The organism is Vibrio sp. MED222, from assembly GCF_000153005.1.
Taxonomy (GTDB): domain Bacteria; phylum Pseudomonadota; class Gammaproteobacteria; order Enterobacterales; family Vibrionaceae; genus Vibrio; species Vibrio tasmaniensis_A.
The window spans coordinates 498,003-513,447 of the sequence record NZ_CH902607.1; the positions used below are offsets into that span (position 1 = coordinate 498,003).

At 43.2% G+C, this 15,445-nt stretch carries 15 protein-coding genes; 11 read left to right on the forward strand and 4 right to left on the reverse strand.

The window, feature by feature from the left end; genetic code table 11:
* The 5 genes from MED222_RS12735 (at window position 1) to uspE (ending at window position 5,189) form a co-directional block, all read left to right on the forward strand.
* Window positions 1-2,373 carry a heavy metal translocating P-type ATPase gene (locus MED222_RS12735; RefSeq protein ID WP_009846711.1) on the forward strand — a complete coding sequence of 791 codons (2,373 nt, stop codon included), beginning with the start codon at window positions 1-3 and terminating at the stop codon, window positions 2,371-2,373.
* On the forward strand, window positions 2,373-2,609 hold the full coding sequence (gene ccoS / locus MED222_RS12730) for a cbb3-type cytochrome oxidase assembly protein CcoS (protein WP_009846712.1): 237 nt from the start codon (window positions 2,373-2,375) through the stop codon (window positions 2,607-2,609). The genes MED222_RS12735 and ccoS overlap by 1 nt, the downstream gene beginning before the upstream one ends.
* Window positions 2,599-3,273, forward strand: a complete 675-nt coding sequence (locus MED222_RS12725; RefSeq protein ID WP_009846713.1) for a sulfite exporter TauE/SafE family protein — start codon at window positions 2,599-2,601, stop codon at window positions 3,271-3,273. Before ccoS ends, MED222_RS12725 begins: the two co-directional genes overlap by 11 nt.
* Before the next feature lie 86 nt (window positions 3,274-3,359).
* Window positions 3,360-4,106 (forward strand): FNR family transcription factor, encoded by a 747-nt coding sequence (locus MED222_RS12720; protein ID WP_009846714.1) that lies wholly within the window; start codon window positions 3,360-3,362, stop codon window positions 4,104-4,106.
* Window positions 4,107-4,238: 132 nt separating this feature from the next.
* Entirely contained in the window at window positions 4,239-5,189 is a 951-nt protein-coding gene (gene uspE, locus MED222_RS12715; protein ID WP_009846715.1) for a universal stress protein UspE, read from the forward strand.
* A gap of 111 nt (window positions 5,190-5,300) precedes the next feature.
* Here the strand turns inward: uspE and ttcA are convergent, their stop codons facing one another.
* The 4 genes from ttcA to MED222_RS12695 all read right to left on the reverse strand — a co-directional run bounded on the left by ttcA (window position 5,301) and on the right by MED222_RS12695 (window position 8,947).
* Complete coding sequence (gene ttcA / locus MED222_RS12710) at window positions 5,301-6,194, reverse strand: tRNA 2-thiocytidine(32) synthetase TtcA (protein WP_009846716.1); 894 nt, start codon at window positions 6,192-6,194, stop codon at window positions 5,301-5,303.
* Window positions 6,195-6,483: 289 nt separating this feature from the next.
* Window positions 6,484-7,134: a DUF2987 domain-containing protein gene (locus MED222_RS12705; RefSeq protein ID WP_009846717.1), complete on the reverse strand. Its 651-nt coding sequence runs from the start codon at window positions 7,132-7,134 to the stop codon at window positions 6,484-6,486.
* Window positions 7,135-7,257: 123 nt separating this feature from the next.
* Entirely contained in the window at window positions 7,258-8,106 is an 849-nt protein-coding gene (locus tag MED222_RS12700; protein ID WP_009846718.1) for a glucosaminidase domain-containing protein, read from the reverse strand.
* Window positions 8,099-8,947: a membrane protein gene (locus MED222_RS12695; RefSeq protein ID WP_009846719.1), complete on the reverse strand. Its 849-nt coding sequence runs from the start codon at window positions 8,945-8,947 to the stop codon at window positions 8,099-8,101. The genes MED222_RS12700 and MED222_RS12695 overlap by 8 nt, the downstream gene beginning before the upstream one ends.
* Before the next feature lie 329 nt (window positions 8,948-9,276).
* On the opposite strand from MED222_RS12695, the gene potA reads away from it, so the two are divergent.
* The 6 genes from potA to MED222_RS12665 all read left to right on the forward strand — a co-directional run bounded on the left by potA (window position 9,277) and on the right by MED222_RS12665 (window position 15,420).
* Window positions 9,277-10,392 (forward strand): spermidine/putrescine ABC transporter ATP-binding protein PotA, encoded by a 1,116-nt coding sequence (gene potA, locus MED222_RS12690; protein WP_009846720.1) that lies wholly within the window; start codon window positions 9,277-9,279, stop codon window positions 10,390-10,392.
* The gene (gene potB, locus MED222_RS12685) at window positions 10,376-11,233 is read left to right on the forward strand and encodes a spermidine/putrescine ABC transporter permease PotB (protein ID WP_009846721.1); all 858 of its coding nucleotides are present in this window, start codon (window positions 10,376-10,378) and stop codon (window positions 11,231-11,233) included. Before potA ends, potB begins: the two co-directional genes overlap by 17 nt.
* Window positions 11,233-12,003: a spermidine/putrescine ABC transporter permease PotC gene (gene potC, locus MED222_RS12680; protein ID WP_009846722.1), complete on the forward strand. Its 771-nt coding sequence runs from the start codon at window positions 11,233-11,235 to the stop codon at window positions 12,001-12,003. The genes potB and potC overlap by 1 nt, the downstream gene beginning before the upstream one ends.
* 148 nt (window positions 12,004-12,151) lie before the next feature.
* The gene (locus MED222_RS12675) at window positions 12,152-13,186 is read left to right on the forward strand and encodes an extracellular solute-binding protein (RefSeq protein WP_009846723.1); all 1,035 of its coding nucleotides are present in this window, start codon (window positions 12,152-12,154) and stop codon (window positions 13,184-13,186) included.
* Between the two features lie 227 nt (window positions 13,187-13,413).
* Window positions 13,414-14,451: an extracellular solute-binding protein gene (locus tag MED222_RS12670; RefSeq protein ID WP_009846724.1), complete on the forward strand. Its 1,038-nt coding sequence runs from the start codon at window positions 13,414-13,416 to the stop codon at window positions 14,449-14,451.
* 102 nt (window positions 14,452-14,553) lie between these two features.
* Window positions 14,554-15,420, forward strand: coding sequence for a GGDEF domain-containing protein (locus MED222_RS12665; RefSeq protein WP_012603927.1), 867 nt, complete (start codon window positions 14,554-14,556; stop codon window positions 15,418-15,420).
* Window positions 15,421-15,445: the final 25 nt, after the last annotated feature.

The window sequence follows — 15,445 nt, forward strand, 5'->3', positions numbered from 1 at the left end:
ATGTGTGAATCCTGTTATCACTGCGGTGAAGATGTACCAGCGGAAACGGATTTTAAAGTAGAAATTTTAGGATCGGTTCGTCCTATGTGTTGTCCGGGTTGCGAAACCGTAGCCCAGACAATCATAGATAGCGGTTTGGTCTCTTATTACCAATACCGTACTGCTCCGGCTGAAAAAGCCGATCTGGTGCCAGAGCAACTTCTGGCTCTCAGTCACTATGACAATGAAGATGTTCAATTGGAGTTCGTCCGTAACTCCGAAAACGTCTCTGAGGTGACATTGTCACTAGATGGTGTCTCTTGTGCGGCTTGTGCTTGGCTTATTGAGAAGCAAGTTTCTTCAAAGCTTGGCGTTGTGAGTATTCGTGTTAATACCACGACCAACCGCGCTTTGCTTAGTTGGGACAACACTCAGGCTAAACTAAGCGAGTTGCTATCCGCGATTCATAGGTTGGGCTACAAAGCTGCACCATTCGAGGCTGACCAACAAGAAGCCGCTTATCATCGTTCGATGAAAAACTACCTTTATCGTCTTGGTGTCGCGGGTTTAGCGACTATGCAAGTTATGATGCTAGCGGTGGCGCTTTATCTCGAAGTTTTTGGCAGCCTTGAGCCGGAATTCAAAAGCTACTTTCGTTGGGTGAGTTTGATCTTCGCAACGCCTGTACTGCTCTACTCAGCATTACCGTTCTATATTAACGCTTGGCGTAGTATTAAAGGCCGAACCTTGGGCATGGATGTTCCTGTGTCGATCGCTCTATTGTTTGCCTATGTTGCGAGTTTAGTGGCAACGGTGACAGAGCAAGGCGAAGTGTTCTTTGAATCTATCTCGATGTTCACCTTCTTCCTATTACTGGGGCGTTTCCTTGAGATGCGCGCGCGTCGTAAAGCGGCAGCAGCTAGTGGTAACCTGCTTAAGCTAGTTCCAGCTATGGCGACAACATTAGACGGTGAACAAGTTCCAGTTAAAACATTGAAAGTCGGCGACCAGATTCGCGTTCTTCCTGGTGAGCATATTCCTGCGGATGGCAAAGTATTATCTGGCAGAATTCACATTGATGAATCCATGCTGACTGGTGAGTCAATTCATGTGGTTAAGAACGAAGACGATACCGTCTTTGCTGGTACATTGAATGGTGATGAATCGTTTGAATTGGAAGTGATGACGTCTAAAGCGGATTCCGTGATTTCCAATATCGTTCGCCTTCAGGATGAAGCGCAACTGTCTAAGCCTCGCATCGCAGAGATTGCCGATGTGGTTGCTCGATACTTTGTTGCTGTGATTCTGGTTATCTCGTTCGGCACTTGGTTTTACTGGCACCAAACACGTCCAGAAGATGCTTTCTGGATTATGCTCTCGGTACTTGTTGCGACATGTCCTTGTGCTCTATCGCTTGCAACACCGACAGCCATCACCTGCTCAACTTCTCGTATGGGTAATTTCGGTATCTTGCTGCGCAAAGGCCATGTGTTTGAAACTTTGTGCAAAGTGAATCACTTGATCATAGATAAAACAGGCACGTTGACCGAGGGTGATATTCGTATCAGCCAAGTTGAAACCTTCGCAGAACTTGATAAAGACACCTGTTTGAAAGTAGCGGCGAGCCTAGAGCAACATGCTAACCACCCTATCGCGAAAGCGTTCAAGACTCATCTTTCTGATGATATCGAAGTAGAGTCTGTCAATAACGTAATTGGCTCTGGTATCACTGGTGAGTGGAATGGACAAGAAGTCGCTATCGGCAGCAGTGAATTCATTCTTGGTGATGCACAAACATCGGAAAGCAATGGTATTTACTTGTCGATGTCTGGTCGACATACCGCAACATTCACTTATGAAGACCCGATTCGTAAAGAAAGTATTGAGTTCATTAAGCAATTCAAAGAAGCGGGAATCAAAACCACGCTGCTGACTGGCGATTCTTTGATTAACGCGAAACCTGTTGCTGAAGAGATCGGCATTACTGACATTGTTGCTAACGCGAAGCCGGAAGATAAACTGGCTTATTTAAACTCTAGAGACGCTAGTGACATCACCATGATGGTTGGTGACGGTATTAACGATGCGCCTATTCTGGCGGGTGCTCACCTTTCTGTCGCAATGGGCGGCGGTACCGACGTGGCGAAAGCCTCAGCGGATATGGTGTTATTGGGTGACAAACTCGATAGATTACTTAAATCACGAACATTAGCGCTTAAAACGCGTAAGATAATCCGTGAAAACTTAGCGTGGTCGTTGGGGTATAACTTAGTTATTCTTCCATTGGCTGTTGCTGGTTTGGTTGCTCCATACATTGCCGTTGTTGGCATGTCTGCTAGCTCTATTATTGTTGTGTCTAACTCGTTAAGGCTTTTAAAAGAGCAAGGTAAATAATGGAAAGTTTATACATACTTATTCCAATTGCGATCGTACTTGTGTGCATCGCTGTCGGTATATTTCTGTGGGCAGTTAAGAGTGAGCAGTTTGAAGACCTTGAGCGTCAAGGCCACAACATTCTGTTTGATGAAGACACTAATGCTCTTCACCATTCTGATAGTAAACCTGTTAAGAACGAGAAAGCTAACGTAGAAAGCCAAACTAACTTAGACAAAAAGAACGATGACGCCTGATTGGATCGGAGCCTTTGTTGTTGGGTTGATCGGCGCAGGTCACTGCATGGGAATGTGTGGTGGCATTGCGTCGCTTCTTTCAATTGGAAACAGTAAACCTTCCCCTGTCATTCCCCTGCTTTATAACCTAGGACGCTTGCTAAGCTATGCCGTGATTGGCGGTGTGATTGGCGGTGCAATTTCTTCTATAGGTCAGCTAAGCGATTTTAACGCTCTGCTAGGTTGGCTGCGATTATTTGCTGCTGGCTTTATGATCGTCTTAGGTTTGTATATTGGCAAATGGTGGTTCGGCTTGTTGTTTTTTGAAAAAGTCGGACAAAAACTATGGCGCTATATCTCTCCTGTCGGTAAATCATTTCTACCATTGAAGCATCCTAGTCACGCTCTACCATTTGGTTTCATTTGGGGGTGGTTACCATGTGGCCTTGTTTATTCTATGCTTACATGGGCGGCCGTATCAGGAAGTTGGTATAACGGAGCGGGTATCATGCTTGCTTTCGGTTTAGGAACCCTCCCTGCGATGCTCACGGTTGGAATGGGGGCAAATTTCCTCAAAAAACTGCAACAAGCTGACTTATTTCGTCAGTTTGGTGCAATTTTAATCCTCATTTACGGCTTCTATACCGGTTATATGGCGCTACAGCTTATTATTTATACCGTATAGCGGCGTCTTTAATCCGGTTTTTTTACTACCCTTTAGGATTAAGGAATGCTAAAATATTGACGTATATCAAATAGTGAAAGATTGTTATGATTTCTGAAAAGCCTGTGACGAAACGTGTTCAGTCTGGTGGCTGTGCGATCCATTGCCAGGATTGTAGTATTAGCCAGCTCTGTATTCCGTTTACTTTGAATGAATCTGAACTCGATCAACTTGATCAGATCATTGAGAGAAAAAAGCCTATTCAAAAAGGCCAAGAGTTATTTAAAGCCGGTGACGAGCTTAAATCTCTATACGCTATTCGCTCTGGAACGATCAAGAGCTACACGATTACCGAGCAAGGTGATGAGCAGATTACTGCATTCCACCTAGCGGGCGATCTTGTTGGCTTCGATGCGATTACTGGTGACATGCACCCTAGTTTCGCACAAGCGTTAGAAACTTCTATGGTCTGTGAAATTCCATACGAAATTCTAGACGACCTATCAGGCAAAATGCCTAAATTGCGTCAGCAAATTATGCGTCTGATGAGTAATGAGATTAAAGGTGACCAAGAAATGATTCTGCTTCTTTCTAAGAAGAACGCGGAAGAGCGTCTTGCTGCATTCCTTTACAACCTTTCTACTCGTTTCTCTCAACGTGGCTTCAGCCCACGTGAGTTCCGCCTAACGATGACTCGTGGCGATATTGGTAACTACCTTGGTTTGACTGTTGAAACAATTAGCCGTCTTTTAGGTCGCTTCCAAAAAGCAGACATCTTGAGCGTTAAAGGCAAATATATCACTATCGAAGATCACGATGCGTTGATGGAACTTGCTGGCGTTTCAAAAGAATAGTCTAGATATCAATGATGTAGTTCAATAATGAGCTACATCATGTTTCTCTCTTAAAACCTCTTATATTTCTCTTATTCTCTCCATAACTACGCTACATTATTTATATGTTCGGTCTGAAAAGTAGGCTTAGTTATGAGTATCTATAACAAAATTTTAGTTGTCGCAGACATTAATCACGATGAGCAACCTGCTCTAGTTCGTGCTATCCAACTTGCCAAGAAAAGCACATCAACAAGCCACATCACTTTCTTTTTATCGATCTACGATTTCTCGTATGACATGACATCTATGCTCTCTGTCGATGAAAGAGACGCAATGCGTAAAGGCGTAATTCATCAACGTGAAATTTGGATGAATAAAGTGGCGGCTCCTTACCTTGATGATTCTATTGAATTTAACGTGCAAGTGGTTTGGCATAACCGCCCGTATGAAGCGATCATTGCAGAGGTTTACAGTGGCGAGCATGACATCCTAATCAAAGGTACGCGTAAGCACGATACCTTAGAATCTGTCATCTTTACTCCTACCGACTGGCACTTATTGAGAAAATGCCCTAGCCCAGTGCTATTGGTTAAAAATGATTTCTGGCCAGAACACGCGAAGATTTACGCTTCAGTCCATGTTGGCTCTGAAACCGAAGCTCACTTAGAGCTCAATGATACGATGGTCGACAGGTTACTTGAAATCACAGGTCGTTTAGATGCTGAGCCGCTATTGGTAAACGCCTACCCGGTGACACCTGCTAATATCACAATCGAGCTGCCAGAGTTTGACCCAACCTCTTATACTGACGCGGTTCGTGGCCATCACTTAACAGCGATGAAAGCGTTGCGCCAGAAGCACGGTATGAGTGAAGAGCAAACTGTTGTTGAGCAAGGCTTGCCAGAAGATGTTATTCCTTGTGTCGCGTCTGAAAACAACGCTGCTATGGTGATTCTTGGTACCACCGGCCGTACTGGATTGTCTGCCGTCTTTATTGGTAATACTGCGGAACATGTCATCGACAAGATTAACTGTGACGTACTTGCTCTTAAACCGTCGGGTTACGTCAGTCCACTTGATCCCAATTTGTCTATAGGTTAATGCCTTATAGCTGATTTAAAATCATAAAAAAACGCCTCAAGCATTGCTTGAGGCGTTTTTGTTTGTCTGTCTGTTGTAGGCGCATCTATTGCTCTACAACGATTATTCTTATTATACGTTAGTCACGTCGATGAACATTGACTCATCGATATTTGATGAGGAAATTTCAGCTTCTTCGAATTCGTAGGCCTTGCGATCTTCACTACGGTCTAGTGGAAGGTTTACGAAATCAAACAGTTCTCGGTCAGCCAGTTGGCTTGGACTTACGTTCTGAATTGACTTGAAGATCTTCTCAACACGACCTGGCGTTTTCTTATCCCAATCAATCAACATTGCTTTAATGTTCTGGCGCTGTAGGTTCTCTTGAGAGCCACACAGGTTACAAGGAATGATTGGGAAATCTAGGTGCTCTGCGTATTGGATTAAGTCCGTTTCACGACAATAAGTCAGTGGACGAATAACAACGTTACGGCCATCATCAGAACGCAATTTTGGCGGCATTGCTTTCAAGCGTGCACCGTGGAACATGTTCAGGAACATCGTCTCAACAATATCGTCTAGGTGGTGGCCAAGAGCAATCTTAGTCGCCCCAATTTTCTCTGCAAACGAGTACAAAGTACCACGACGAAGACGAGAACATAGACCACAAGTTGTTTTACCCTCTGGCACTTTCTCTTTAACTACGGAGTACGTATCTTTATCTACGATGTAGTAAGGAATGTTCAGAGTTTCGAAGTATTCAGGAAGAATGTGCTCAGGAAAGCCAGGTTGTTTTTGGTCTAGGTTTACGGCAACAACATCGAATTTGATAGGTGCAGCTTCACGTAAACGTAGCAAAATATCTAGCATCGCAAATGAATCTTTACCGCCACTAATGCATGCCATTACTACGTCATTCTCTTCGATCATGTTGTAGTCAACGATGGCATTTCCAACATTTCGTCTCAGGCGTTTCTGAAGCTTGTTGAATTCAAGTGTTTCTTTTTTATTTTCGTTTTGGTTCATTGCGACTCTCACACCGTCGTATTACCGACTGTAGATTGCTAGTGGGACTGTTTTAGGGCGTGGATTATACGGATTTTTATTTGATGTTGAAATAGTAACGGCAGGATTAACAAGCTGAGTATTGGAAAGATTCCGCTTCTTTTGTGCTTTAAGCTCTCTAAACGGTTAGATAAACGCGTCTTAACAAATTCGAGGTTTGCATAGTAGACAAAGAAAAGCAGCCTTCTCTAAAAGATCAGGCTGCTTAAGAACTACTTCCTCAAAGCGTAGGGAGTGCTTCTAGCTAGACTTATTGCGCGGGAATGTACGGTAATACGCGAACCGTTGGCTCTGGTAAAGTGATGCTGTCACTTCCATTCAGCTCTTCTAAGGTGAATTTAGCACGCCCTTCTTTAATTGGGATCTGTTTACCGTTAGATAGAGCAATGTTGCCTTCAAGCTTGTCATTGAACTCCAACGTTAACCCTTGGATATCAGGTGTGAACCAGCTAGAGAACATGCCGCTGACGTCTTCTAGCATCGCTTGCATCTGCGGTAACAGGCTTTCTAGCTGTGCAACTTCAACAGTTTCAGCTAAAGGTTCCTGTGTCATGACAACGAGCGAATACGCGCACTCTTGTTCTTGGGTTTGTACAAAGATAAGAGGATTTGCTGAGCGCAGGTTTTGATCTACAGGTAGAAGCAGCTCATTCGCAGGAGACACTTTTAGCTCTTCGTAGTGCTCTTCTTTCTCCATCCAAGCTTTGCTGATGTGACAGGTTTTCTGTGCTTGTTGGTCAACAAAGAACACCGCAACTTTGACATCATCGTGCCCTTCTTTGGTGTTGTTTTTCAGCTGAGTATAGAGTTTAGAATACGTGAACATGTATTCTTGCGCCGAAGCTGGAAGAGAAACCCCAAAACTTAAAATGGCTAATAAAGCGAGTGCTGTCTTTTTCATTATTATAATCTTGTTGAAGTTGAGCGTTTATAAATAGAAAGAGCAGCCAATGAGCTGCTCTTTTGCGATATTGCTTGGTGTCAAATTGACTAAAGAAGTCAATCAAACGGATATCCAAATGAGTTACTTTTCCCAGTATACCTTGTTGTGACGGATCATAGCTTGTAAATCAGTCACATAGTCTGAACCTCGCTCAGAATATTTTAACAAGCCATTGGTCAATTCGGTCGCCGTTTCTTTGGTTAACAGATCATTACCATTCGCTGCCAGTTGCGCACGAATGGCTCTTAAATCTGCATAGGCACGGTTACGATTAAGGTTCATGAAGTAACGGTGTACGGATTCTTGGCTTGAAGAAAATGTTGCTACTTCATGCGAGCTGCCTTCGTTACGTTGTAGCGGAACAAGGCCACAACCTTTGCTGTAACACCAATGTCCGAAATAGTTGTTTGCTTTGGTGGCGAAACGTGATGTCCCCCAAGCTGATTCATTAGCAGCCTGTGTCAGTACCAGCGCCTCTGGCAGTACGTTGACTCGGTTAAGCAATTCCGCCAACCATGTCTGTTCTATACCTGTGCTAGGTACCGGTAAGCTGTACAACTTCCCTAACCTTTTCGCATAAGAAATGTCTTCAGAATCAATATTACTTAAACCAGATTCAGAGAGCTTAGTTAAAAACGCACGTTCTTTGGTGATACGTTTGTTTTCAATCTTGATGCTTGGTCGTAGGAACGAGAAAAACGCGTCTTTTTTCTCGTTTACACCCTTAATAGCCGCAAAATTTGGTGCGCTTGAAGCAACAGTCAAGTCATCAAATTGGTCTGCTGAAGTAGAGCTCTGTTCTGTCGTACGTCGGCGTTCTTCTTCTTGGTAAAGGTATGGGCCAATCAGTGAGATAGAACCCACGATTGCTAGTGTTGTTACCTTGAGCGCAAGAGATTTACTCGCGCTGCCTTTGTCGTTATTACGCATCGAAGACCTGCGGGTTTTTGTTCTTGTTACCATGGCTACTGTTGTTGCCGTTATTGTTACCGCCATCGCTATCGTCATCGCTCATTGGGCGGTCTGATGCAATTATCTTCAGCTTGATGCCAAACATTTCACGGTAAACGATACCTTTCACGTGGAAGAAGAATGGAAGAACGAAGATCAAGCCAATGCCGTACATCATCGCAGCAACGATGAACATCAGCATAACCATTAGGTATATAGACGCGACTACGAAGATCTTCTTATTTACTGCTCTTAGAGAAAGTAACAGCGATTGCATCGGTGGCACTTTTTTATCACAAATCAGCAGAATTGAGTTGCTGAACGCAAGTGAGAAGTAGATAGACAGAAATGGCAGAATCATACCAGCGATGCCTTGAAGCATTAGGCTGAACAAAGTCACTAGAATAACGGGGATCGTAAACTGTAAACCTTTGCCTATGTGGCGCACTTTAGTTTGAAGACCTGCAGCATGGCTCATTGCCATTAAACAGATGCCGGCATAGATAGGTGCACTGACGACTTCATAGCTAAAATTCGCAATGAAAATCGATTCAACGATCTGGGGGGTAAAGGCCTCAGGGTCGATTACCGCATCTAAGATCACTGCTGGGTCACCAAGTTGCAGTTTTAGTGCGATATAAAAGATAGCCAATTGTACGAACATCAGCGCAACAATCGCAGGGGAAAACGAAAGAAAGTGACTTATCGTATGTTTCCAAGCCTCTTGGAATACAGCCGTTGCTTTGAGCTCATAATCGCCGGAAAGTGCACGGTCGATACTACCGCCCAAATTAAAATCTTTTTCGATGTCGTTGTTCATATTGATACCTAGGTGCGCCAACTAAACGAAGGCACCTAACTTATTGATAAAAAATTACCTTCATTATACCCATATGTCGGATGCAAACTAAAATATGAATCTGTAACAAGGCTTGCTTTTACGTCTTAATGGTTAATAATTAGACACTTGTTAGGGTGTGAACCCAACAAATAACAGTATGGTAAAGGATGTTTACTTTTACCTGCGAATTTTTTTGTCTTCGAAAGATAAAAAATGCTTTGAATTCACGTTTTGGGTGATTATGATGCGCGCCTTAGAGGTGTATAGCAACAGGTCTCAAATAGAACCAAGGTGGAGAAAAACAGACGTTGAACGCTAAAAAATCAGTAGGGAAGCCAGTAGTACAGCTAACTGGCATCAGTAAAAGTTTCGATGGTAAGGAAGTCATCGGCAATCTGGATTTAAACGTAAATCATGGTGAGTTTCTCACGATTTTAGGCCCATCAGGTTGTGGTAAAACAACCGTGCTAAGAATGATTGCGGGTTTTGAAACGGCGGATAGTGGTGAAATACTATTAGCTGGACAGAACGTAACCCAAGTTCCTGCTGAACAAAGGCATGTAAACACTGTTTTCCAAAGCTATGCCCTATTCCCGCATATGACCGTTTTCGATAATGTGGCATTTGGCTTACGCATGCAGAAAGTTCCAAGCAGCGAGATTGAACCTCGTGTAATGGATGCTTTGAAAATGGTGCGCTTAGAGCAAATGGCACAACGAAAGCCACACCAGCTATCTGGCGGCCAACAGCAACGTATCGCAATCGCTCGTGCTGTCGTTAATAAGCCTAAAGTTCTCTTGTTGGATGAATCTCTATCTGCTCTTGATTACAAACTACGTAAACAGATGCAAATCGAGCTGAAACAACTGCAACGCCAACTTGGTATCACGTTCATTTTTGTAACGCATGACCAAGAAGAAGCACTCTCTATGTCCGACCGCATTATTGTTATGCGTGATGGCGTGATTGAACAAGACGGAACACCAAGAGAGATCTACGAAGAGCCTAAGAACCTATTCGTAGCGCGTTTCATTGGTGAAATTAACGTATTCGAAGCGACAGCTAAATCTCGTCAAGATGAAAAGCGCATTGTTGCGACAATCGAAGGTGAAGAGTCCATTATCTATCACGATAAAGACGTAACACCGGGTCAAAAACTGCAAGTATTGCTTCGCCCTGAAGATCTTCGTATCGAAGAAATCAAAGAATCTGAGCAACGCGGTATTGTTGGTCACATTGTCGAGCGAACCTATAAAGGCATGACATTAGATTCAGTCGTAGAACTTGAGTCGGGTATGCGTGTCATGGTTAGCGAATTCTTCAACGAAGATGACCCTGATGTTGATCACTCACTGGGCCAAAAAGTTGCAGTAACTTGGGTTGAGAGCTGGGAAGTGGTGTTAGAAGATGAGCAAGAAGTATAATTTACAAAACGCGATTGTCGCTTTAATCACAGGTTGGTTAGTGCTGTTCGTGATGATTCCAAACATCATGATCATCGGCACTAGCTTTCTAACTCGTGATGAAGCGAACTTGATCGAGATGACATTCACTCTCGATAACTACCTGCGTTTGGCTGACCCGCTGTATTTTAAAGTGCTGATGCACTCTTTCTATATGGCGATTGTCGCAACCCTACTTTGTTTAATTATTGGCTACCCATTTGCCTATATCGTGGCAAAAATGCCTACGAAATGGCGCCCAATCATGTTGTTCTTAGTGATTGTGCCATTCTGGACCAACTCTTTGATTCGTACTTACGGATTAAAAGTGGTTCTGGGTACTCAAGGTGTGTTGAACAAAGGCTTGTTGGCGTTAGACATTATTGATAAACCACTTCGTATTATGTATTCAGAAACGGCAGTAATGATCGGGTTAGTGTATATCCTATTGCCTTTCATGATTTTGCCGTTGTACTCAGCGATTGAAAAGCTAGACGATACTTATTTAGAAGCGGCTAAAGACTTAGGTGCGAACAAACTTCAAACGCTATTGAAGGTTGTTTTACCCCTAACGATGCCAGGCATTATCGGTGGTTGTTTACTTGTATTGCTCCCTGCGCTTGGAATGTTCTACATTTCAGACTTGTTGGGCGGTGCTAAGAACCTGTTGATCGGTAACGTCATTAAGAGCCAAGTGCTTAATGCCCGTGATTGGCCGTTTGGCGCCGCAACCAGTATTGCACTGACTACCGCTATGGCCGTGATGCTTTATGCCTACTACCGTGCAGGCAAGTTATTGAATAAGAAAGTGGAGCTAGACTAATGGGTCGCACAGTTAAGTTCAGCTTTATGGCGCTGGTATACGCTTTTCTATACCTACCTATTATCGTATTGATTGCAAACTCATTTAATGCCAATAAATTCGGCATGAAATGGGGTGGCTTTACCACTAAGTGGTATGACGCGCTGATTAACAACGATAGCCTAATGCAGGCTGCGTGGCACTCGATCAACGTCGCGGTGTTCTCGGCAACTGCTGCAACGATTGTTGGCAGCCTGACAGCAGTAGCCCTATTCCGTTACCAATTTAAAGGTAAAGGCATAGTCAATGGCATGTTGTTCATCGTGATGATGTCTCCAGATATCGTAATGGCGATTTCGCTTCTTGCGCTATTCTTAGTTATGGGTGTACAACTTGGGTTCTTTACCTTACTTGCGGCGCACATTACTTTCTGTCTGCCGTTCGTTGTTGTTACGGTTTACAGTCGCTTGAATGGCTTTGATGTGAAGATGCTAGAAGCCGCAAAAGACTTAGGTGCAAGTGAGTGGACGATTCTAAAACAGATCATCCTTCCTCTTGCTAAGCCAGCGGTTGCTGCGGGTTGGTTATTGAGCTTCACTCTGTCTTTGGACGATGTGATCATCAGCTCTTTCGTAACAGGCCCAACCTATGAAATATTGCCACTGAAGATTTACTCGATGGTTAAAGTCGGTATATCTCCAGAGGTCAACGCCCTAGCAACAGTGATGTTAGTGGTGTCGTTAGTACTGGTGATTATTTCCCAGTTGTTAGCGAGAGAGAAAATCAAGTAAGTCTCCTACTCTTTACTGAGACTGACTTGATAAGAAGTTAAAATACTTCAAGTTTAACAAAAGTGTTATTCATAAACAGAATGGTAAATTGCCATTCTGTTTTTCTATCTACTGCCTTCGGGCAACGTTTAGTTTGGAGCTAACGTCAATGAAAAAATGGGCTACTCTATTAGCTGGTAGTGCATGTGCGCTTTCAATGTTATCTGCACCATCATTTGCAAAAGATAACAAAGAATTGGTATTCATGAACTGGGGACCTTACATCAACAGTGAGATCTTAGAACAGTTCACTGATGAAACTGGCATCAAAGTGATTTACTCAACTTACGAGTCTAATGAAACTTTGTACGCAAAATTAAAAACGCACAATAAAGGTTACGACCTTGTAGTTCCATCGACCTACTTCGTGTCTAAAATGCGCGACGAAGGCATGCTTCAAAAAATTGACAAAACCAAGCTAAACAATTTTGCGAATCTAGATACGAACTACCTAGATAAGCCATATGATCCGAACAACGACTACTCGATTCCACATGTTGTTGCTATTACGGGCCTTGCTGTAAACACAGACATGTACGATCCAGAAGATTTTCAAAGCTGGGCTGACCTATGGAAGCCTGAGCTCGAAGGTCAGCTGATGATGATGGACGACACGCGTGAAGTGTTCCACATCGCACTGCGTAAGTTAGGTTACTCAGGTAACACGACTAACGAGAAAGAAATCGACGAAGCCTACGCTGAACTGCGTAAGTTGATGCCAAACGTTCTTGTGTTTAACTCAGATAACCCAGGCGCGCCATACATGTCTGGCGAAGTCGGCCTTGGCATGCTTTGGAACGGTTCTGCCGCTGCAGCGCAAAATGAAGGGCTACCGATTAAACTGGTTTTTCCTAAAGAAGGCGGCATTGGTTGGGTTGATAACTTTGCTATCAGTTCTGGCGCAATCAACGTAGAAGCGGCTCATAAGATGATCGACTTCCTACTTCGCCCAGAAATCGCAGAGCAAATCTCTCGTGACACAGGTTACCTAACGGCAGTTAAAGCGTCTAATGAGAAGTTCAAAGACAGCCCAGCTCTGTTCCCGTCGCAAGAAGATCTTGACCGTGTTGAATGGCAAGCCGCGGTGGGCGATAAGACAGTGAAGTACGAAGATTACTTCATGAAGCTTAAAGCGGGTCAGTAACGGAGTTCGTTATCTCATTGCTCCGGTCAACAGACGCTGATAAGTAACTGGTTTACTTAACAACCTGAGTTAGGTAATCAACACGTTAAAAATAAGAATATCAATGAATAGGCAGCTTAGGCTGCCTATTTTGTTATATCACTGCTATAATCTAGCGCGATTTTTAGAAATCCATTTACTTTGGGTTCACTACCCAGCTCCAAATCAAACAAATGAACGGAACAGTAATGAAAAAAACACTGTATACCGGCGCATTGTGTGCTGCTACTTTACTTTCTACACCCTCTTTCGCAGCTGACCAAGAACTGTATTTTTACAACTGGTCTGAATATATTCCAAATGAAGTACTAGAAGACTTCACCGAAGAGACTGGCATTAAAGTCTATTACTCAACTTATGAGTCTAACGAAAGCATGTACGCTAAGTTAAAAACTCAAGGTACGGGTTACGACTTGGTCGTTCCTTCTACTTACTTCGTTTCTAAGATGCGTAAAGAAGGCATGCTTCAAGAGCTTGATAAAACTAAGCTAAGCCACTTTGCAGATTTGGATCCAAATTACTTAGATAAGCCATTTGACCCAAATAACAACTACTCGATCCCATACATCTGGGGCGCAACGGGTATTGGTATCAACTCAGATATGCTAGACAAGTCTTCAGTTAAAAACTGGGGCGATCTGTGGGATACACAGTGGGAAGGTCAACTGATGATGATGGATGACTCTCGTGAAGTTTTCCATGTCGCACTGTCTAAACTGGGTTACTCTCCAAACACGACTAATCCTGAAGAAATCAAAGAAGCGTACGAAGAACTTCGTAAGCTAATGCCAAACGTATTGGTATTTAACTCAGATTTCCCAGCAAACCCTTACCTAGCGGGTGAAGTGTCTCTTGGTATGCTTTGGAATGGCTCTGCTTACATGGCACGCCAAGAAGGCGCAACGATTGACATCATCTGGCCAGAGAAAGGCGCTATCTTCTGGATGGATAGCCTAGCGATTCCAGCAGGTGCTAAGAACACTGAAGCGGCACATAAGATGATCGACTTCCTTCTTCGCCCTGAAAACGCAGCGAAAATTGCTCTAGAGATCGGTTACCCAACACCAGTTAAAACAGCTTACCCTCTTCTTCCGAAAGAATTTTCTGAAGATAAGAACGTTTTCCCGCCACAATCAGTGATGGATAATGGTGTTTGGCAAGACGAAGTTGGCGAAGCGAGCGTTATTTATGACGAGTACTTTCAAAAACTTAAAGTAGACAACTAATTTGTTAGCAAAAGTTTAATTGTTGCTAGTAAGTTAAATAAAGCGGCGTAAGCCGCTTTATTTTTATTCAAAATTTATATAGGATTAAGCAAACAATACGAAGTGCGATTACATATGCAAGCAAACCCTATCCTGTTAGTTGTGACTTTTATGCTGTTAGCGTCACTGTTGATGCTTGGCCTGAGTTCATTTATTCATATTGATTCAAATTATGATTTGTTTTTCGAAACAAATACCCTCGTGATCACTATGTACATCTATTATGTTGCGCGTCACGCCATTCGTCCCCACAAAGCTCTTCGCTACGGCGCTCTATTACTCATTTTTAACCTGTTTTATGACGTATCAACCGAGCTTAAACATCTTGATGAGTGGGCTGACCAAAATGAACTAATAGATACCTTCTTGGAAGACGGGTTGCTACAAATAGCATTTTTATTGATTGCTTACGGTATTACTGAATTAACTGGCAAGATCAAAGACCAAGGTAAACGCGACGAGCTTACTGGTTTGTATAATCGCAAGAAGTTTGACGCGATCAAACTTGCAGAGTTTGAGCTCATTTACTTCGACTTAGATGGACTAAAAGAGACAAATGACCTTAAAGGCCACAAAGTTGGAGATTTAATGATTGTTCGTTTCTCTCAGGCTCTGAGGCAAACTGCTTTGGAAGATGAAATGGTGTTTAGAGTGGGTGGTGATGAGTTTGTTGCAACGGCTCAACTCGGTCGTGGTGGTGAGTTTGTCAGCCAAGTCAATAACTTACTGCATGGTGAGAACATCAGTTTTTCTTACGGTATCGAAGTGACCAACCGAGATAATTTTAAACAGGCATTGGTTGAATCCGATAAGGCGATGTACGAAATGAAAAAAGCTCAACGACCTGTTCAAAACTCTTGGTGCACGTCTTGTCCTAATCTAGAAACAAATTACCTGAATATAGAGACAACAAGGCAAACTGATGACTAGAGCCTCATCTGAATAAATGTCAGTT